Below are 19793 nucleotides of genomic sequence, written 5' to 3' on the forward strand. Positions count from 1 at the left end.
CACGACCGGCAATCTGGCCATGTCCGGGAGTGATCTGACCTGGAACGGAACCACGGTCGCCTCGATCACGAGCAACAGCGGCGGCACTCTGGCGCTACAGTTCAACGGCAATGCCACCACCGCGATGGTCGCTTCGGTGATGCAAAACATCACCTATTCCAATGCAAGCGAGGATCCTGGATCTCAAGTCTTGATCGACTGGACCTTTTCCGATGGTTCGGTCATCGTCCAGGGAAGCCCCGTGGCCCAGTCAACGACTTATTCCCAAACAATTTTTATCACCGCTGTCAACGATCCTCCGCAGATTGACTCTTCGGCCATCGGAAAAAAAACATGGATCGAGGGGGGGGATGCGATCTCCCTGATTCCTTCCGACTTTGTTCTATCGGACGCTGACGATCCATTATTGTCGGGGGCGACGATCACCATCGGCAATGTTCAGGAATCCGATGTTCTGGCGGTATCGGTTCTGGGAACGACCATCGTGGCTTCTTTCGATGACCAGCTTGGCGTCCTGAACCTTGAAGGCACGGCCACACCCGATCACTATGCTGCCGTCCTCAGGACGTTGACCTTTCAAAGCAATGCCGCGAATCCTGTCGAAACCGGGCGAAATCTTGCCTTGTGGGTATCCGATGGCACTGGGTCAAGCACCAGCGTTTCATGGGAGGTTGGGATATTGCGTACCACCGGTTCCGATTCCTTGGGGAACTCCGTGGCGCTTCCTTCAGAACCTGATGTTCCCACAGTAGAAAATAAGCCAACGACTCCTGATGTTCCGGTTGCTGAACCTCCATCTGCAACCCCAACGGAACCGGAATCACAACCGGCCTCCAGGGATACCACGACAACGGCGCCACTGGAGACTGATGTCGAGAACCCTTCAGCCGATCCAGTTCCAGCCGATCCTTCAGCCGATCCGGTAGTGGCGCCGATTGTTCTTCCTGCTCCAGTTCCAGTGGCGCCGACGGTGGTGGTTTCTTCCTCCGTGCCGGCGACATCCGCCACGACCGCTGTCACGACATCGCCGACCGTTGCGACCACGACATCCACCTCGGTTGCGGCACCTTCCAGCACTGCCACGGCTTCCGCTCCCTCCCTGGCATCTGCGGCGACTCAGGCGCCTGCGGCGCCGATGGTTGAGGCCGCCGCTCCTTCTGCCGCTGTCGATGGCGGTTCTGCGGCTTCGGAAGGAGCAGCGGCGGATGGAGCGGGAGATTCGGGGGGTTCCGGGGCATCGGCGGGGGATTCGGGGGGGGGGGCTTCCGGGGGAGAGGGACAGGTTCAACCTCAAGGCGCTGGTTCCAACCAGGGAGCGGCTGGTTCGCGGGGTTCTGCCAATTCAGGCAGTGGATCGGCGTCATCCGGGGCAGGGGCGGTTAACTCGTCCGATACCTCCCAAGGCGATTCCGACATGATGTTTCCACATGAAGAAAAGGAATCGGAGGGAAGGTCGGTTGTCCAGGGATTCGGGGGGGGTGGTTTTGGAGGAACGGTGGCGGAGGGATTCGGGTCGGCGGATACCGAGATGAAACCAACGGAAGGGTTTGGTGGTTCGGCGGAATCGACCAGGCGGGTTGAAGGTTTCGGGGCTGCGAGTGATGGCGGAAAGGGACCCCGGCCCGAGGGGTTTGGCGACAGTTCCGATCGAGTCGCCAGCGATGGCGATGTGGGGTACCTGGATCAGGAAGAGGAAGAAGACAGCGTTCGGCAACCGATCGATGTCTCCGAAATCGATCCCTATTCCGATGAGGCGGTACGGAATGATTCGGGCGCCGATGCCAATGATCGATTGGAGGTGACGCCCTATGGTGATGAAACCGTGGCGGAGGGGACCGCCGCGGAAGACCAGGACGGGGAAGACGAAGAGGGGGAGAAGGAAATGGAACCCGAACCTCCCGGTCGTGGAAAAAGTGGTTTTACCATGCAACTTCGTGCTGCCGCCTTTGGCAACAGCCATCTGGAACGGATGATGATGTTGAAAAGGTTGATCGAGCAGGGAGCGGAACAAGGACAAGAGGCGTTTGTTCCCCGGAAGATACTCTAACCAACTGTCGAATTTCCAGGGTTCCATACTCCCAACGTCTAAAACCGGACAGTTTATTTGCTACAGATCCAGACATGTCTATTTGCTTCCGACAGAAAATTATGTTCTTGTTTTTTTTGATACTACATTTGATACCATACTTTCCGTGAACACATCCGCCAAACTCCTTGAAGCCATGACCCGCCATTCTTTGGATTGGCGGATTGATCAGTTGCAGACGGTTGCGCGGCAACATGGCATTTCCTAGAGACACAACGGAGGCAGTCATTATACCTTTGTTCGTACTGACGGGCAAATGCTGGTGGTCCCTGCTCACAGACCCATCCAGTCTGTTTACATCAAAAAGTTTGTCAAATTCGTGAAAGGGGCATGAGCCATGCACAAACTTGAAGATTACCCGTTTGAGATAAGACCGATGACTCCGGATGAAGGAACCGGGTATCTGATCAATTTCCCTGACTTCAATGAATGCTTTTCCGATGGGGAAACCATCGTGGATGCCATCAAGAATGGCATGGACGCCTTGAAGACGGCCATCTTTGCATTGGAAGATCTTGGTTTCCCGGTGCCTGCTCCGATGTCCGGCGGATTTTCTGGAAAGTTCGTGACCAGGGTGCCAAAAACTCTGCATGCCAAACTCACCACCAGGGCACGATGCGAGGGGGTAAGCCTCAATGCGTTGGTGACAACCTTACTGGCCGAAGGGATTGGGATGCGAAGCGGGAGATTACCCCCAGGGGTTTGATTTTGTTTTTCCACGCCGGCAGTGGTGGGAGTGTTCCCGTGACTGCCGGGTGGGGTTGCGATCTACAATCCTTTCAGCTGTTTGTAAAGATTGATCAAACCATTGGTCGATGAATCATGACTGGAGACTTTTCCTGGAGCGGTCAGCTCGGGAAGAATTTTCTTGGCCAGTTGTTTGCCCAGTTCGACGCCCCACTGGTCATAGGAGTTGATGTTCCAGACGATTCCCTGGACATGGATGGTGTGTTCGTAGAGGGCGATGATCATCCCCAGGGTAAAGGGGTCGAAAGTGCGTACCAGAATGGAGTTGGTTGGGCGGTTTCCTGAGAAGACCTTGTGATGACTGAGGAATTCCAGTTCCTCCCCCGTGACGCCCTGTTCGGTCAGTTCCCGATGGGCCTCCTTGAACGTTTTGCCGCGCATCAGCGCTTCGGTCTGGGCGAAGAAATTGGAAAGCAGAATGGCATGATGATCCCGGACGGGGTTGTGTGTTTCCACCGAGGCGAGAAAATCGGCGGGAACGACCCGGGTGCTTTGGTGCATGAGTTGGTAGAAGGAATGTTGACCGTTGGTTCCAGGTTCGCCAAAGAGGACCGGACCCGTGGCATAGGAAATGCTGTTGCCTTCGCGGGTGACGCTTTTGCCATTGGATTCCATGTCGGCCTGCTGGAGGTAGGCGGCCAGACGGTGCAGATATTGATCGTAGGGAAGGACGGCGAAACTTTCGGCGCCGAGAAGGTTGTGGTTCCAGATGCCCAGCATGGCCTTGATGACGGGCATGTTTTTTTCGAGCGGGGCCGAGCGGAAATGTTGGTCCATGGCAAAGGCGCCGGCGTGGAGGGCCATGAAGTTGTCGAATCCGATCGCCAGGGCGATGGGCAGTCCGATGGCCGACCACAGGCTGTAGCGTCCGCCGACCCAGTCCCAGAAACCAAACATGTTTTCGGTGTTGATGCCAAACCGGGAGACCTCCTGGGCATTGGTCGATAGGGCGACGAAGTGTTGCGCGACCGCCGCTTCGCCAAGGCGGTCCACGAGCCAGGAACGGGCCGATAGGGCGTTGGTGATGGTTTCCTGGGTGGTGAAGGTTTTCGAGGCGATGATGAACAACGTGGTTTCGGGATTGAGTCGGCGCAGGGTTTCGGCGACATGGGTCCCATCGACGTTGGAGACGAAGTGAACCGAAATGCTTTTGTTGGCGTAGGGGCGCAGGGCTTCGCAGACCATCACCGGCCCCAGGTCGGAGCCACCGATGCCGATATTGACGATGTCGGTCATGGCCTTGCCGGTATGACCTTTGAAAACACCGCGATGGACATCGTGGCAGAATTGTTTCATGTGATCCAGAACGGCGCGAATCTCGGGCATGACATCCTTGCCATCGACCATGATGGGCGTGTCGGACTGGTTGCGCAGCGCCACATGCAGCACCGAGCGGTTTTCGGTGTTGTTGATCCGGTCCCCGGAAAACATCCGATCACGCCACCCTTCGACATCACAGGCCCGGGCCAAATCCATAAGCAGGCGCATCGTCTCGGAGGTGACGCAGTTTTTGGAATAATCGAAAAGGAGATCCTCCAAACGCAGGGAAAAGGCGTTGAATCGTCCCGGATCGCCGTCGAAGAGTTCCCTCATGGTCAGGTCGGCATTCTGATCACGATGGGTTTCAAGGGCCTTCCATTGAGGCATGTCGGTAAGAGAAGCCATTGGCGTCGGTCTTCCTGTCGTTAGGGTGTGTTGACATTCGTAAAGAGAACACAGAGGGAAAAACAATTGATCTTTACTGGTCTTTCTCTGTGTCCTCTGTCCGCACGCAAAAGCATTACGTTGTTGACAATACTTTTGAGTTGTTTTCTTCTCTGTTCAGAACATCGAAAATCACTTCTGGATGATGCTTGATAATTCTCAGGAGAATTCTAGCCGTACCTTCCGGTTTACGTCTTCCCTGTTCCCAATTTTTCACTGTACCTAAAGGAAACCCGTATCTGTTTGCGAACTCAGCTTGATTCAGGTTCTGGCTCATCCGAATCATCTTTACATCTACGGTATCTGGAACATTGACAACCTTCAAGTCATCCGGTTTGTTACCACTGCTTAAAAAATTCTCGACTCCATCCAACCCGGATATCAATTTTTCTTCGCGTGTTTTCATTTCAACTCTCCCAGGTCGCAGTGGTTACAATGGACATATTAATCAATTAATTAATTTAATCAAGTCTTTAGCATAATCATAGATAACCTTGACTACTGCCCCAACCGTTACCTTCTTTCCTATCTCTACGGCGACATTCTTTAACTTTAAAGTTAAATTGTTCTCATTATTCTTATCCGCATCCTTGCATCCCGTTGTCTCTGCAATTTCATCCTTGCGGTACGCCGTAATCAAACATATTTCCCCGGATTTCAGAATACAATATTCAATAAGCGTAAGTCCGTTATGCCATTCAAGAACCATAATCCCTGGATATTTTCGGTCTTGCGAACCGATCATTGGATCGTCAGCCAGCAGTAATCGCAGTGCTTGCAACTCATGGTTTGGGAATTTCAGATCCTGCATATCTTTCGTAAACTCTGGACTATCGATGAACTCCATAGAAATTTTCCTTTTCAAATGATTACAGCAATATGTTTCGTGACGGCGTCAGTGACGCCCTCAAGGTTTAAGATAGGACGCCAACGGCACCCTGTCAACAGAATAATTTCACTTTGTCACATGTGCGCCGCAGGTTGCGTAGACCAGTTCCATGGCGGACCCCAAAAATGCGGCGAGCAAAGAGACGGACTAGGGCGTGTTGACACTCAAGAGGATTTTGACCCCTGGCGTTGCCAAAGTTTGGACCTGTGCAACCGGTGAACAGCCCGCAGATTAACACAATAGGACGAATTCAGGCCAGTTTTTCCTCGGAAGAAAAAAAATAACGAACGGACGCAGTGGAAAATTTGCAAAAATGCAACAGTGTGGTAATGTGTCAACATCATGGTGGTTGACAGACCCTTTCTTCAAGAGGCATCCTCATGAACGACCTCAAGGTAGCCAACGTCGGCGTGGAACAATTCAACCGGGATCATGAACGATTGCTCTTCTACGTCGAGGAATTCACACGATTGAGCACCCGTTTTCGTCTGCGCATGCCCTTTCCCGACGAGTGGGACCAGATGGATGCCATTTTTCTCCGGCTGGAAAAATATACCCAGATCCATTTCAGCGAGGAAGAACGGGCCATGGCAAATCGGGAATATCCTTCCCTTGCCAAACATCATGATCAGCACCAACGTCTGGTCACGGTGCTGGCCGATCTGAAGATCAAGATCAACAATCGTGAATTCCAGGCCATCGGCGCGGTCAAGCAGTTTCTGGTGGATTGGCTGACGAATCATATCAATCTGATCGACACGCAGTATTCACCGTATTTTCAGGAAGTTCCGTCGTCTGTCTCGGGATCGGTCAACAAAAGTCACTGAACGGTCTGGATTCTCCTCACAACGCTTGCGACCATTATATTTCATGTGTATCCAAGACCCCCAGGAAGTGGATCGGATCGTCAAGAAGTCGCTGTTCAACGAAATGATCTCGGTCGAACAGTTGCATGCCGTCGTCACGGGCAAACCCGACAATGTTGTTTTGTTGGACATTCGCTGTCCGGCGGAACATCACGAGGGGGTCATTCCCGGATCGTGGCTTTTTCCCAACGATCACAATCTGGAAAACAGAAACGATACGAGCCTCTTTCGCCAATCATTCGAGAGTCGCTTCAGGCCGGACAAGTTCGATCCGGACAAGAGCTATATTCTGGTCTGCCGTTCGGGTCCCCGGACTGAAATTGCCCTGGAGACGTTTCTTGCCCATGGGTTTGCCGCCTGTGAACTCATCGGGGGGGTCATGGAGTGGCTCCGGATGGGGTTTCCCCTGACGCCGATGGATGGAATGCCGGTAATTCAGTAGACCGGGTGTTCACGAGGGACCATCAATAGATCCCTTCCGGTGCCACCGATGATTTTCCGCTTCCCAGGCAACGGGGACAGGCGGTCCGTTGCAGTGCGGATGTCGTTGTTCCCACGTCATTCATAGGGTCGTTTGGGTCTCCATCGAGAGGCAGCCATCCATTGCCGAAGCAGTGGCGGCAGGGGATGGTTTTGTTCATGGAATCGAGAAAATCGACAATTTTTTGCGGATTGCAGGTCATGAGACATTCCTTGACATCAGGCCTCCCCATTGAAAGAGGGCCAATCCGGCCAGAATGAAGACGGCGCCAAGCATGAAACCGGGTTTCAATTCTTCGCCGTTGAGGGCAAAGCCCAGACCGACGGCAATCAAGGGGGCAATCAAGTTGGGCAGAGCCGCCACGGAGGCATCGACCCGCTCCAGAAGATAATACAGCGCAATGAATCCGATCACGGTGGAAAAAGATGCAAGGTAAAGAATGGCTCCAAGGCTGCGCCAGGGAATCGCCAGGGGCAGCCCCCCTTCGGAAAGGTACCAGGTGGCCAGAAAACAGGGACTCATGATGATCAGCGAGCCGGTGGCGATGGCCATGGAATCGATTTGGCGTCCTGTTTTTTTCACCAGTACCGTGGTCACGGAAAAGATGAATACCGCAACCAAAGTGACGAAGACGCCGAGGGTGACGTTGCGGAAATCCCCCTTGATCCCTTGAAGAAAAATGATTCCCAGACCCGACAATCCCGCGATTGATCCGACGATCCGGTTCCAGCCGAAGGGTTCGGACAGCAGGTGCCTGGCGACAAACCCGTTGAAAATCGGACTCAACCCGAACAATACCGAGGACCACCCCGAAGGGATCAATTGCAGTCCCCAATAGCTGCATGTAATGCCACAGTAGAAGCCGAGTCCCGAAAGAAGGTAGATTCGGATCGCCAGTTCATGACGTGGAAACGGGGTTTTGGTAATGCCCAACAGGGCAAGGCAGAGGGTCAGGCCGATCATCATGCGAAAGGAAACAGCAAAAAATAGACCGACCCCCTGCTGACTCCATTGAATGGCCAAAGGGGTGGTGCTCGATACAAGCACCGAGGCGATGAAGGCAAGCAAAACACTCATTCGGTTTTTTCCAGTTCTTTACAAGTCATGGATCGATGGGCAATGCGACCCGGGTGACGAATCCCCCGGAATCGGGGTGGAAAAAACGGATGCTGGCGTCATGGTCACGCAGGACCGTACCCGCGATCGACAGCCCAAGGCCGACGTTTCCCATGCCCGAACCTCGGGCAGATTCAAGGCGGAAGAAGGGTTTGAATACATTGTCCCATTCTTTTTCCGGAATGCCCTCTCCGGGATCATGGATGAGGAGGATGGCGGTTCGTTGTTTGCGGTGCAGGGTGATCCTGGCGGCTCCACCGTATTGAACGGCATTGTGTATCAGGTTGTTCAAGGCCCGTTTCATCGCCATTGGACGGCAGTGACAAATCAGGCGTTCCTCCTCGGAAAAAACAACATCATGCCCGGCGTCGATCATGTCGGTCGCCAGGGCGCCGACCAGGCTGGTCAGATTGACCCGTTGCCGGGGTTCGTCGAGGAGGGCATCCCGGGAATAGGTCAGGGTGGCGGCGAGCATCGATTCCATTTCGTCGAGGGTTTCGACCATCCGCTTTCGGGTGTGTTCGTCGTTGGCGAATTCGACCATGAGTTTGAGTTTGGTCAACGGGGTGCGCAGGTCGTGGGAGATGGCGGCGACCATGCGCAACCGGTCCGCGACGAATTCGCGAATGCGGCGGTTCATCCGGTTGAAGGCGCGTGCCACCGCCACGACCTCCGTCGGCCCGGTTTCAGGGAGGGGGGCGGCTGTGGCGTTTTGTCCTACCGTATCCACGGCCTCGACGATGCGCCGCAACGGTCGGGTCGTGGCGCGGGAAACGATCAGGGCGAATATCAAAATCGCAACGCTCATGATGATGACCGAAAAGGTGGCGTGGCGAAAGAGCGGAACATGGTTTTCCGTCAGCAGAGATTCCAACAGCAACCGCTCTCCGGTGGGAAAATCGATCCAGGCGCGCAGTTCACGTTCCATGACCGCATCGTGCATCCAGCGGATGAGTTTCATTTCGAGGGCAAAGACGAATCGATGAAAGGATCCCAGGCGATGATTCCAGTCGGGCGGTCCGGCGCTGAAGGCGATGACCCGTGCCCCGGTCTGGCCGATTTTCCCTTCCAGAAGGCGGCGCAAGGTTTCGTCGTTGTCCCGGGGGGGCAGGGGCCAGCCGGGACCGGTCGCGCCGATGAGTGAAAAATTCATGCCGGATCGCATCGATGCCGCGAGGAATGGTTGCCTGATGTCCCTGGGAATCACGGGAAAAATCTGGATCAGGGTTGCCATGCGTTCCAGGACTTCTTCCTCATGGCCGAGCACGGCGGGTTCAAGTTTTTCGCTGGTAAATACCAGAATGCTCAAGATGTGGGAGAAGGTCAGTCCGACCACCATGATGATGATGATGCGCCCCGCCAGGCTGTTGGCCATGCGTTCCTTCATCGTTCGTGAACCTCGGGAGTGAACATATATCCATCGCCCCAGACGGTCTTGATCAGTTGCGGATGGCGTGGATCGACCTCGATCTTGCGCCTGAGACGCATGATCTGGGTGTCGATGCTGCGGTCGAACTGTCCGGCCCCCCGGCCATGGACCAGGTCCAGAAGGCGGTCCCGGCTCAAGACCTGTCGCGGATGGCTCAGGAAGGCCAGAAGCAGATCGAATTCTCCCGAACTCAAAGGTTCCACCATCCCTTTGGCATCGACAAGTTCCCGCCGTAGCCGATGAAGGGTCCATCCCGAAAACTGGATGAGATCCCCTTTGTGGCGTCCTTTTTCCTTGCCCGGTGCCATTGTTCTCTCGGGTGGGCAACGGCGCAGGACCGCCTTGATGCGGGCCAGCAGTTCGCGAGGTTCGAAGGGTTTGGTGATGTAATCATCCGCCCCCATTTCCAATCCCACCACCCGATCGCCGTGTTCTCCCAGGGCAGTCAGCATGATGACCGGAATCATGGAATGTTCACGGAGCGCACGGCAAAGGCTCAAGCCGTCCTCTCCCGGCAACATGACATCCAGGACCACCAGATCGAACCTTTCCTGGTCCATGGCGGTTTTCATGGCCTGTCCGTTGGCAGCGCCGGTTGCCGACATTTCATGGGCTTCAAGGTAGCGGACGATCAGTTCCCTGATTTCCCGGTCATCCTCCACGACGATGATGCGTGGTTTTTGATTCATCGCTTCCATCCCGATTGCCATACTTTTGTGACAATCCCGACATTCGATCGTGACATCTTTCCGCTATCCTTGGGGCCATGTAAGAAAGAACATTCCAAATCTTGAACCAACGCCAGGAAACAATGCAATGCCATTCATGATGATGATCCTGTTGGCCATCGGGATGATGGGATTCGGCCCCGATCCGGCATGGGGGCATGGTGGAGAAGATCACGGCGCCGAAAAAAACGCCACGGCGGGGATGGTTGAATCCGGGACCGGGACAGGGGCCCGGGGTGATTGGTTCGAGGCAGTCCTGACTCAGGCTTCGGACTCTTCGACCTGGATTTATCTTGCCGATGCCGCGAGCAACGCCGCCATCGCCAACGCGATGATCGAGGTGGAAACCGCGGAAACTCCTGCATGGCAGGGAAAGGCGGAACCGACGCCGGCGCCAGGGGTATACCGTATCGATCGGGTGTTCACTTCCGGGACGGCGATCGATGTGACTCTGACCGTTACCCACGAAAAATGGGTGGACCTGATCCTTGTCTCCATTCCTGCCCGTGTCGCTCCTCCCGTCGTCGCATCTGGTGCGGCACCTGCGGTTTCGTGGATCCCCGAGTGGGGATGGATCGTCGTTCCGGCGGTATTGGCAACCTTGATTCTATTGTGGCGCCGCGATCGAAAAAAGGGGGGGGTGGCGGTGGCGCTGGTTTTGATGTCAGGCGTTGGCGCGGGACCGGTGCATGGACATGGCGGGGAGGACCATGGGGCGGCAAAGCCGGAAAATGCGGCGGGATCGATGGTGATGACGGCGACTTCGGGCCGGGTGGCACGGTTGCCCAAGGCGAGCCAGTTTCTGGTGGGACTCCGGACCCAACCTGCGACGCGCCGCGAGGTCACCCGAACCATTCGCCTTGTCGGACGGGTGATTCCCGATCCCGCCTTCCATGCCCGGGTGCATGCCCCGGTTCCGTCCCGTATCGGCTACGATCCGGCTTTTCCTCCGCCCAGATCGGGACAGAAAATCAATCAGGGACAGACCATCGCCGTCTTGGATCCGATCCTTTCCACCGGCGAGATGGCCAATCGGCGCCTGTCTCTTTTCAAGGGAGAACAGGGGATCGCCTCGTTGGGACGGGAAATGCTGTTGGCGCCGATGGCGGGTCGATTGACCGATGTGCATATCGTTCCCGGAGAGGTCGTGACCGAAGCGGTTGTCCTGGCCGAAATCATCGATCCCGACCATCTGTGGGTCGAGGCGACGCTTCAGGATCTGTCACAGGCCCCCTTCATCCGTGACGGAACGGCTTCGAGCCGTCTGATTCCCGGAGTTCGTTTTCCACTGACGTTGACCGGGATCAGTCCCAGGGTCGAGGAGGAAAATCAGGGGCTCCACATTCAGTTTTCCATCGAGCAACCCCGTGAAGCCCAACCTCATGAGGCGATCAGGCCGGGAATGCCGGTCGATGTCGATGCCCATACCGGGACCATGACCTTCGCGGTGGCCGTTTCGCGACAGGCGGTGCTCGATCTGGGAGGGATGCCACGGGTTTGGATCAAGACCGCCCCCGAACGGTTCGAGGAACGGCGGGTACGCCTGGGGCGGAAGACGGCGGAATGGGTCGAAATTGTCGAAGGTGTCGCACCTCTGGAACACATTGTGATCCTGGGGCTCAATCAGCTCGACGCGATGCGGTGAGGTAAGGACCATGTTCGATGCCATCATCCGTTTTTCCTTGCAGGGACGCATGTTTGTCGTGGCGGCGGCGGTTTTGTTGCTGTTGTCGGGCGGATGGGTGACGCTTGGGCTTCCGGTCGATGTATTTCCCGACCTGAATCGACCCACGGTCACCATCATGACCGAAGCGGCAGGATTGGCGCCGGAAGAGGTCGAATCGCTGGTGACGATCAAGATCGAGGCGGCCTTGAATGGGATCCCCGGCGTCAGCCGTCTGCGGAGCAATTCGGGGGTCGGTCTTTCGATTGTGTTCGTTGAATTTTCCTGGGGGACGGATATTTATCGCAACAGGCAACTGGTTGCCGAAAAATTGGCGACGGTGACCGAAACCTTGCCGCGGGATGTGGTTCCCGTCATGGGGCCGGTCAGTTCGATCATGGGCGAAATCATGTTGATCGGCCTCAAGAGCACCACGGGCGCGACCGGACCCATGGCGCTGCGCGCCATTGCCGATTGGACATTGCGGCCCCAATTGCTGGGTATCGCCGGCGTCGCCCAGGTCATACCGATCGGCGGCGAGGTCAAACAGTATCAGATTCTCGTCGATCCCACCCGCATGACCGCCCTGGGCCTTTCCTTCGAGGAACTCGAACAGGCGTTGCAAGGGTTCGCCAGGAATTCGACCGGCGGGTTTCTGGCCCAGGGGGGCCGGGAATATCTGATTCGCAACATTGGTCAGACCACCGACCTGGAAGATCTGAAACAATCGGTGGTCGCGGTCCACCAGGGGGCGCCGGTCACCTTGGGACAGGTGGCGGAGGTTCGCTTCGGTGCCGGGGTCAAGCGGGGCGATGCCAGCATCGACGGGTCCCCGGCGGTCATCCTGGCGGTGCAGAAACAACCCGGCGCCGATACCATCCATCTGACACGGCGGATCGAAAGTTCTCTTGCGGCCATCGGACGAACGTTGCCCGAGGATGTCCGGATCGATCCCATCCTTTTCAAACAGGCCGATTTCATCGAACGGGCCATCGCCAATGTCGAGGAGGCCTTGCGTGACGGGGCCATTCTGGTGGCGCTGGTATTGTTCCTGTTCCTCATGAATTTTCGCACCACCTTCATCAGTCTGACCGCCATACCACTGTCGCTGGTGGTGGCGGGATTGATCTTTCACTGGTTTGGACTCTCGATCAACACCATGACCCTCGGTGGCCTGGCGGTGGCGATCGGGGAACTGGTGGATGATGCCGTGGTCGATGTGGAAAACGTCTTTCGCCGCCTTGGGGAAAATCGACGGTCGGCCAATCCCCGTTCCACACTGGAAGTGGTATGGATGGGGTCGCGGGAGGTGCGCAATTCCATCGTCTACGCGACCCTGATCGTCATATTGGTCTTCATGCCGGTCTTTGCCCTGTCGGGGATCGAAGGGCGTCTGTTCACGCCGTTGGGGGTGGCCTATATCGTCTCGATCCTGGCATCGCTTTTCGTCTCCCTGACGTTGACGCCCGTTCTTTGTGCCTATCTGTTGCCGCGCATGCGGGAGAAGGCCCATGGTGATTCCTGGTTGGTGCGGCATCTGAAAACCGGGGACCGTCATCTTCTTCTGTGGTCGTTCGCGCATCCACGCCTTCTGATCGGGGCGACCATGCTCATGGTCCTGGCGGCGGTGGCCTCGGTCCCTTTTCTGGGGCGAACTTTTCTCCCCTCCTTCAACGAAGGGACGGTGACGGTCAGCGTCATCATGACTCCGGGGACTTCTCTGGAGGAATCCAACCGGATCGGCACCCTGGCCGAGGGATTGTTGCGGCAGACACCGGAGGTCCTCTCGACGGGACGGAGAACCGGACGGGCGGAACTCGATGAACATGCCGAGGGGGTTCACTTTACCGAAATCGACATCGATCTCAAGGCCTCGAGCCGCAACCGCGAAACCATTCTGGCGGAACTTCGCCGCAACCTGGGATTGATTCCGGGGGTATCGGTCAATGTCGGGCAACCCATTTCCCATCGTCTGGATCACCTTTTGTCGGGGGTGCGGGCCGAGATTGCGGTCAAGATTTTTGGCGATGACCTGAGCCTGTTGCGTTCCCAGGGAGAAGAGGCCCGCCGACGGATGGCCGAGGTGGTCGGAGTCGCCGATCTTCAGGTGGAACAACAAGTGCTCATTCCGCAACTGCAAATACGTCTCGACCGCGGGGAGGCCGTGAAATACGGTCTTTCGCTCAATCAATTGACCGACCTGTTGCAATCGGCCCTCAACGGCCAGGTGGTGTCGCAGGTGCTGGATGGACAACGGTCCCATGACGTGGTGCTGCGCCTGGCCGAGGAGTGGCGCGCCGGGACGGGTGATTTCGACAAGATTCTCATCGATACCCCCACCGGGCGGATTCCCCTTGAAATGGTCGCCCAGGTTGTCGAAACCTCCGGTCCCAACGTCATCAACCGCGAGGACATGCAACGCCGCATCGTGGTCCTGGCCAACACCGAGGGGCGGGACATGGCGGCGGTGGTCCAGGACATCCAGGAGCGCCTGGCCTCCATGACGCTGCCCCCCGGATACCGGATCACCTTCGAGGGACAGTTTCGCAGCCAGCAGGAGGCGACCCGCGCCATCGGTCTTCTATCGCTCATTTCCCTGAGCGGCATCTTCATCGTTCTCCGCGGTCATTTTCGTTCCACGGCCTTGTCGTTGATCATCATGGCCAACATTCCCATGGCCCTGGTTGGCAGCGTCGCCGCCCTCTGGTGGACCGGAACGCCCTTGTCGGTGGCAAGCCTTGTCGGATTCATCACCCTGACCGGGATTGCCGCGCGCAATGGCATCCTCAAAATATCTCATTATCTGCATCTGGTTCGGGAAGAGGGGGAACCTTTTGGCCGGGAGATGGTGATTCGCGGCTCGCTCGAACGGTTGACCCCGGTCCTGATGACTGCCCTGGTCGCGGCACTGGCGTTGATTCCGCTGCTTCTCGACGCGGGCGCTCCAGGCAAGGAAATCCTTTATCCGGTAGCGGTCGTGATCTTTGGTGGACTCTTCTCTTCGACCCTGTTGGATACCCTGGTCACCCCGGTCGTTTTTCTGATGACCGGGAAAAAGGTTCTGGATCAAAAGGAGGACGCTGGTCCGGGGGAGGAGATTTCCTGGACGCGGTCCTGAAGGTGGCCTCGTCCGGGGGTCGTCATTTCTTCGATACCCATGTCAACGGTTCATGATGGAAGGAAAACATATGAAAACGATCAAGATTTTATCATTGCTCTCCGGATTTTTCCTGTCCGGTCTGGTCCATGCGGATGGTGTTCTGACTCCAGGACATGGAGGACGGATGGTGGAGGTTCAGGGAATGCGTCTGGAACTGGTGACCGGGGCGGACACAATCGACCTGTATGTCACCGGCCATGATGACAAACCGGTTTCGGTCCAGGGGGCCTCGGCCAAGGTGGTTCTTCTGGCGAATGGAAAAAAAGAGGAGGTCCAGTTGACTGGGGCGGGTGAAAACCGGTTGACGGTCGCCAAGGGGATTGCAGGGGGCGAAAAACCGGCGGCGGTGGTGACGGTCCAGGGATTGGCCAAGCCGATCAGCGCCCGTTTTCCGGCGCAACCATAACCCGTTGGAGAACCGAGATGGGCTTGAGCGGAAATCCAGCAATTGCTTTTATTCTGTTTGGTACACTGTTGCTGTTTCCTGGGATTCCGATGGCCCAGGAACCGGTCATTGGCGCTACGGTGGATGAGTTTCTGGTGTTGGCGGCGCGGATGAATCCGGAGCGGGCGGCGGCGCGTCTCGATGAGGAGGCGGCGCTGGCCCGTGCCGAAGGAGCGGGGGCGTTGCCCGATCCTGTTTTCCAATGGAGTCTGGAGGATATTTCACAAAATCGCGCTTCCCTGCCGGGCCGGGTGGGCAGCGAAAAATTCACGGTGCAACAAGAGGTACCCTGGTGGGGCAAACGGAAGGCGGAGCGGGAAATCGCTCAGGCACGTTCACGCGAGGCAGGGGGACGGCTGGCGCAGGTCGAAGCGGAACTGGCACTGCGGATCAAGACCGCCTACGCCGAGGGGTATCGGGTCCGGGAAACGATGGCGCGCAATGGGGAAGGGATCAAGGTTCTTGAGACCCTGGAGCGGCTGGCCCGATCCCGTTACGCCCAGGGGATGGGCGACCAGGAGGCGTTGATCGCCATCGAAGCGCAACGTTCCGAGAGGATGATCGAGCAGGTTCGGCTGACCCGGGAGTGGCAGCGCATCCAGGCGCGATTGAATGTCCTGGTCCACCGCAAACCCGATGCCCCCATCGTCGATCATCCGGAACTGCGTCCGCTGCCTGCCAAGGAGTCGCTCGATGCCGCCCGCCTGTGGCAACGCGCCCTGGACAACAATCCGGCGCTCGTCATGGCCAAGGCGCGCCTCTTGGCCGCCATGGGTGATCGACAGCTTGCGGAAGTGTCCTGGTATCCCGATTTCAGCATCGATTTCGGGCTGATCGACCGCCGTGAACCGGGAGAGAACAATGGATATGAGGCCTCCATCGCCTTGAATCTTCCGCTGCAACAACGGGTACGCCAAGGCCGGTTGAAGGAAACGATGGCAACCGTCGGCGCCCTGCGGGAAACCCTTCGGGCGGAACAGGCCCGGCTCGAAGGGGAACTGCATGAAGCCATTTCAAGCATGGAGGAGGTTCGGGAGGTGACACGAATCATCACCGGGTCGTTGGTTCCCCAGGGAAAGATGGCGTTGCAAACGGCATTGAACGGGTATCGCACGGGAATTGGGGCGGCGGACTCCGTATGGGATGCCGTGGGACAATTGCAAAAGAAACAGGTCGATCTGATCGAGGCGTACTACGAGGGGCAGGTCCGGCTGGCCAGAATCGAACACATGATCGGGGGACAATTATGAAATGGTGGCTGGCGTGGAATGTTCTGTTGCCGTTTCTGGCGTTGCTGGTGGCGCCATCGGCTTTGGCGACGGGCAGTGAAACCGTCGTACAACCCAAATGGGTGTCCCTCGGCATCGAGCGGATGCGGCAACTGGGCATGATGACCGAGACGGTGACCCGGCAAACATCCCGGCGTTCGGTTCAGGCGGTGGGGATGGTGCAGGTGGATGAGCGCAAACTTCAGGTCATCGCCTTGAAATACGAGGCCTGGGTCGAAAAGCTCCTGGTCAATGCCACCGGTCAGGCCGTCCGAAAGGGACAACCGTTGATGGAGGTCTACAGCCCGGCCCTTGTTCTGGCACAGCAGGAATATCTGACGGCAATCGAGGCCGGGACGGGGCTTTCCGGGGCGGACGGGGAGACCCGGGCCTCTGTCGGAAAACTGGCCGAAGGCGCTCTGACGCGCCTGGGTCATTGGGATGTGTCCGCGGATCAACTCCGGCGTTTGCAGTCCTCGGGCAAGGTTCGGCGCACCGTGCGCATCGATTCCCCGATCAATGGGATCGTTCTTGAAAAAGGGGTCGTTCAGGGGATGCGGGCGCTGCCGGGAGAACCGCTCTATCGCCTGGTCGATCTGTCCACGGTTTGGGTCGTGGCGGACGTGTTTGCCGAGGATGCCGAATCGGTCCGGGTCGGTGCCAGGGCGGAAGTGTCCCTGCGGGCCATTCCGGGAAAAATTTTTACCGGCAAGGTTGCCTTCATCCATCCCATCCTTTCGGCGGAAACCCGCACCCTTCAGGTACGCATCGAACTGGCCAATCCCGACCTGGAGTTGCGTCCCGCCCTTTATGCCACCGTCATTCTGGCCCCGACCGAGGCCAACCTGTTGTCGATTCCGGCCTCGGCGCTCTGGAGCGCGAACGGAGTGTCGCGGGTGGTGGTAGACCGCGGCGAGGGGGTATTGGAACCACGGCAGGTCCGGACGGGTCGATTGGATGGAGAACGGTTGGCGCTTGAGGACGGGCTTATGACGGGGGAAAAGGTGGTGGTCGGGGTGAAGGAATGGGTTGAAAAAATTCCCGAACTGCGGGCGGTGATCGATCCTGGATCACCTTGATTTTCAAAGGTGGGAGAGAATCATGAAGAAACAATCGATGGTCCGGTTTCGTCGTCAAGGGGTGTGGTTTTATTGGGTGTTGTTTCTTTTTTTCATGGTTGCTCCAGCGGCGATTGCCGATACTGCGACGCCTCATGGGGCAACGCCACATGGTCCTGATGCAACGGTACCCGCGACGATTTCCCCGGTGGCGGATCATGGGGACCATGGGGTCAAGGAGGACGCCGGGACATCCCATTCGGCAGCGGGACATGGGCATGCGGCAACCGCGGAGGATGCGGGCGGGCATGGAGAAGCGACCGGGGGTGGGCATGACGACCATGGGGCGGGAGGATCCCATCGACATCCTGGATTGCCTGCGGAATATCTTTGGGGAAGCGTGTCGGTCATGGCGGGAATCCTGCTGTGGGGCCTTTTGGCCGGGGCTCCTCGCGAGCGGACGGTGCGGACCTATGATTTGGCGGATGCGCCGGTGATGGGCGGCTTGATCCGAAAAATGACGCGGACCCCCCGATTCCTGGTTACGTTAAGGTCATTATCGTTACTTGTATTCCTCATCGTTGTCTTTGCCGGTTTGTGGGGCACCACGTTGCCGGAGCGCAATCTGGCGACCTTTTTTGTTTGGAACCTGTGGTGGCCGTTGGTGGTGGTCTCGGTCTTTTTTCTGGGGACGGCATGGTGTGCCATTTGTCCGTGGGATACCCTGGCCTCGTGGCTGGTACGGGGGCGGTTGTGGCGGCGGGTGATGCCGCATCCGGGGTTGAACCGCAAGGTGCCCCAGGTATTGCGCACTGTCTGGCCCGCCTTGCTGATGTTCATGGGCTTGACCTGGTTGGAGTTGGGGATCGGGGTGACCACCATTCCGGTGGCGACGGCCCTGATGGCGGTGTTGATGGTGGTCCTGTCCTTTCTTTCGTTGACGATCTTCGAACGCAAGGCTTTCTGCCGCTATTTTTGTCCGGTGGGACGGGCGTTGGGTTTTTATTCGCGTCTGGCGCCGATCGGGGTGCGGTCAAGGGATCAGGCGACGTGCGATACGTGTACGACCATGGAGTGCTACAACGGATCCGCCGAGATCGAACCGTGCCCGACCCATTTGACGATCGGTCGTTTTTCGCAGAATACGTGGTGTCTGTCCTGCGGCAACTGTGCCTTGAGTTGTCCGCACGGAAACGTCACCTGGCGTTTGCGGCCACCGGCTTCGGAGGCACTGGCGGAGGCGCGACCGATGTGGGACGGGGCGTGGTTCATGCTGGCGTTGATGGGGATCACCAGCTTTCACGGGGTGACGATGATGCCTTTCTGGCAGACCTGGATCATCGACCTGGCCCAATGGTTGGGGGAGACGGGGAAACCGATCTTCAGTTTCACGGTGGGGATGATGGGTGGGTTTTTGTTTCCGGTGGTGTTGTATACCGTGGCGATTGGGGCGACGCGATTGTTGGTGCCGGCGGGAATGAGTTTTCGCCGAATGTTTGTGACCCTTCCCTTTTCCACGTTGCCGCTCGCCTTCACATACCATCTGTCGCACAACCTGGACCATCTGTACCGCGAGACCGGGGGGACGTTGGAGGTATTGGCCAATCCCCTGGGGACGGGAATGGCGGCATTGACCGATGTGGAACGGCAATCGCGGCTGGCCGGCGGCGGCATGAGTGAACAACTTCTTTTTACCGCCCAATCGGGATTGATGATCCTTGGCCTGTGGCTGGCGGTTCACATCCTGCGCCATCGGGGTTGGAGCGTGCAATCCGGAGGCATTCGTCTGACCGGATGGCGTCTGGCCCCCATGCTCCTGTTTATCGCCGCCATGACCGCATACAATCTGTGGTTGATGGCGCAGAGTATGAGTACCAGGTTTTAATGTGGTCTTTATAGTCATCAGGATGGGTCTGGGAAGGGGAACCCCCTTCCCAGTGGGGGTTTGGGGGCGAAGCCCCCAATGTTTTTGACTTTGCCTTTGATTTTTTTGCCCGAAGGACATCATGAGCAGGATTTCCGCGGAAATGATGCGGGAATCCTGCTTTTCGATCATGATGACCTACCCGTATGTCTGGGGGGCCATTGCGGCGGACCCGGTTCGGATCACGATGGGCTGGCTGCCGCGATCAAAGCGTTGGCCCCTTTGGGAT

At 57.3% G+C, this 19793-nt stretch carries 17 protein-coding genes; 10 read left to right on the forward strand and 7 right to left on the reverse strand.

Annotated elements, in window-relative coordinates; translation table 11 throughout:
• The coding region (locus HQL76_08985; protein MBF0109297.1) for a hypothetical protein at positions 1-2047 on the forward strand (2047 nt) is incomplete at its 5' end.
• Positions 2048-2423: 376 nt separating this feature from the next.
• Positions 2424-2792, forward strand: a complete 369-nt coding sequence (locus HQL76_08990; GenBank protein ID MBF0109298.1) for a type II toxin-antitoxin system HicB family antitoxin — start codon at positions 2424-2426, stop codon at positions 2790-2792.
• A 62-nt stretch (positions 2793-2854) separates the two neighbouring features.
• Here the strand turns inward: HQL76_08990 and pgi are convergent, their stop codons facing one another.
• The 3 genes from pgi to HQL76_09005 form a co-directional block, all read right to left on the reverse strand.
• Positions 2855-4498: a glucose-6-phosphate isomerase gene (gene pgi / locus HQL76_08995; protein MBF0109299.1), complete on the reverse strand. Its 1644-nt coding sequence runs from the start codon at positions 4496-4498 to the stop codon at positions 2855-2857.
• Between the two features lie 115 nt (positions 4499-4613).
• Positions 4614-4943 carry a transcriptional regulator gene (locus HQL76_09000; GenBank protein ID MBF0109300.1) on the reverse strand — a complete coding sequence of 110 codons (330 nt, stop codon included), beginning with the start codon at positions 4941-4943 and terminating at the stop codon, positions 4614-4616.
• A 42-nt stretch (positions 4944-4985) separates the two neighbouring features.
• On the reverse strand, positions 4986-5384 hold the full coding sequence (locus HQL76_09005) for a hypothetical protein (protein MBF0109301.1): 399 nt from the start codon (positions 5382-5384) through the stop codon (positions 4986-4988).
• A gap of 422 nt (positions 5385-5806) precedes the next feature.
• Here HQL76_09005 and HQL76_09010 point away from each other — a divergent pair, with 422 nt between their 5' ends.
• Together HQL76_09010 and HQL76_09015 are read left to right on the forward strand one after the other, a co-directional pair.
• Positions 5807-6253: a hemerythrin family protein gene (locus tag HQL76_09010; protein ID MBF0109302.1), complete on the forward strand. Its 447-nt coding sequence runs from the start codon at positions 5807-5809 to the stop codon at positions 6251-6253.
• Positions 6254-6296: 43 nt separating this feature from the next.
• The gene (locus HQL76_09015; GenBank protein MBF0109303.1) at positions 6297-6734 is read left to right on the forward strand and encodes a rhodanese-like domain-containing protein; all 438 of its coding nucleotides are present in this window, start codon (positions 6297-6299) and stop codon (positions 6732-6734) included.
• A 22-nt stretch (positions 6735-6756) separates the two neighbouring features.
• On the opposite strand, the gene HQL76_09020 is transcribed toward HQL76_09015, so the two are convergent.
• The 4 genes from HQL76_09020 to HQL76_09035 are packed head-to-tail and all read right to left on the reverse strand — an operon-like array spanning position 6757 to position 10007.
• The gene (locus HQL76_09020) at positions 6757-6975 is read right to left on the reverse strand and encodes a hypothetical protein (protein ID MBF0109304.1); all 219 of its coding nucleotides are present in this window, start codon (positions 6973-6975) and stop codon (positions 6757-6759) included.
• On the reverse strand, positions 6972-7850 hold the full coding sequence (locus tag HQL76_09025) for a DMT family transporter (GenBank protein MBF0109305.1): 879 nt from the start codon (positions 7848-7850) through the stop codon (positions 6972-6974). The genes HQL76_09020 and HQL76_09025 overlap by 4 nt, the downstream gene beginning before the upstream one ends.
• 25 nt (positions 7851-7875) lie before the next feature.
• Positions 7876-9276, reverse strand: a complete 1401-nt coding sequence (locus tag HQL76_09030) for a HAMP domain-containing protein (GenBank protein MBF0109306.1) — start codon at positions 9274-9276, stop codon at positions 7876-7878.
• On the reverse strand, positions 9273-10007 hold the full coding sequence (locus tag HQL76_09035) for a response regulator (protein MBF0109307.1): 735 nt from the start codon (positions 10005-10007) through the stop codon (positions 9273-9275). Before HQL76_09035 ends, HQL76_09030 begins: the two co-directional genes overlap by 4 nt.
• A 127-nt stretch (positions 10008-10134) precedes the next feature.
• Here HQL76_09035 and HQL76_09040 point away from each other — a divergent pair, with 127 nt between their 5' ends.
• From HQL76_09040 to HQL76_09065, 6 genes are all read left to right on the forward strand, one after another.
• Positions 10135-11691, forward strand: a complete 1557-nt coding sequence (locus HQL76_09040) for an HlyD family efflux transporter periplasmic adaptor subunit (GenBank protein MBF0109308.1) — start codon at positions 10135-10137, stop codon at positions 11689-11691.
• Between the two features lie 10 nt (positions 11692-11701).
• Positions 11702-14827 carry an efflux RND transporter permease subunit gene (locus tag HQL76_09045; protein MBF0109309.1) on the forward strand — a complete coding sequence of 1042 codons (3126 nt, stop codon included), beginning with the start codon at positions 11702-11704 and terminating at the stop codon, positions 14825-14827.
• A gap of 70 nt (positions 14828-14897) precedes the next feature.
• Complete coding sequence (locus HQL76_09050) at positions 14898-15275, forward strand: hypothetical protein (protein ID MBF0109310.1); 378 nt, start codon at positions 14898-14900, stop codon at positions 15273-15275.
• Between the two features lie 23 nt (positions 15276-15298).
• Positions 15299-16564: a TolC family protein gene (locus HQL76_09055; GenBank protein ID MBF0109311.1), complete on the forward strand. Its 1266-nt coding sequence runs from the start codon at positions 15299-15301 to the stop codon at positions 16562-16564.
• Positions 16561-17661, forward strand: a complete 1101-nt coding sequence (locus HQL76_09060; GenBank protein ID MBF0109312.1) for an efflux RND transporter periplasmic adaptor subunit — start codon at positions 16561-16563, stop codon at positions 17659-17661. The genes HQL76_09055 and HQL76_09060 overlap by 4 nt, the downstream gene beginning before the upstream one ends.
• Positions 17662-17683: 22 nt before the next feature.
• A complete protein-coding gene (locus tag HQL76_09065; protein MBF0109313.1) occupies positions 17684-19525 on the forward strand; it encodes a 4Fe-4S binding protein in 1842 nt (613 codons plus the stop codon).
• Positions 19526-19793: the final 268 nt, after the last annotated feature.

Source organism: Magnetococcales bacterium, assembly GCA_015228815.1.
Taxonomy (GTDB): domain Bacteria; phylum Pseudomonadota; class Magnetococcia; order Magnetococcales; family UBA8363; genus UBA8363.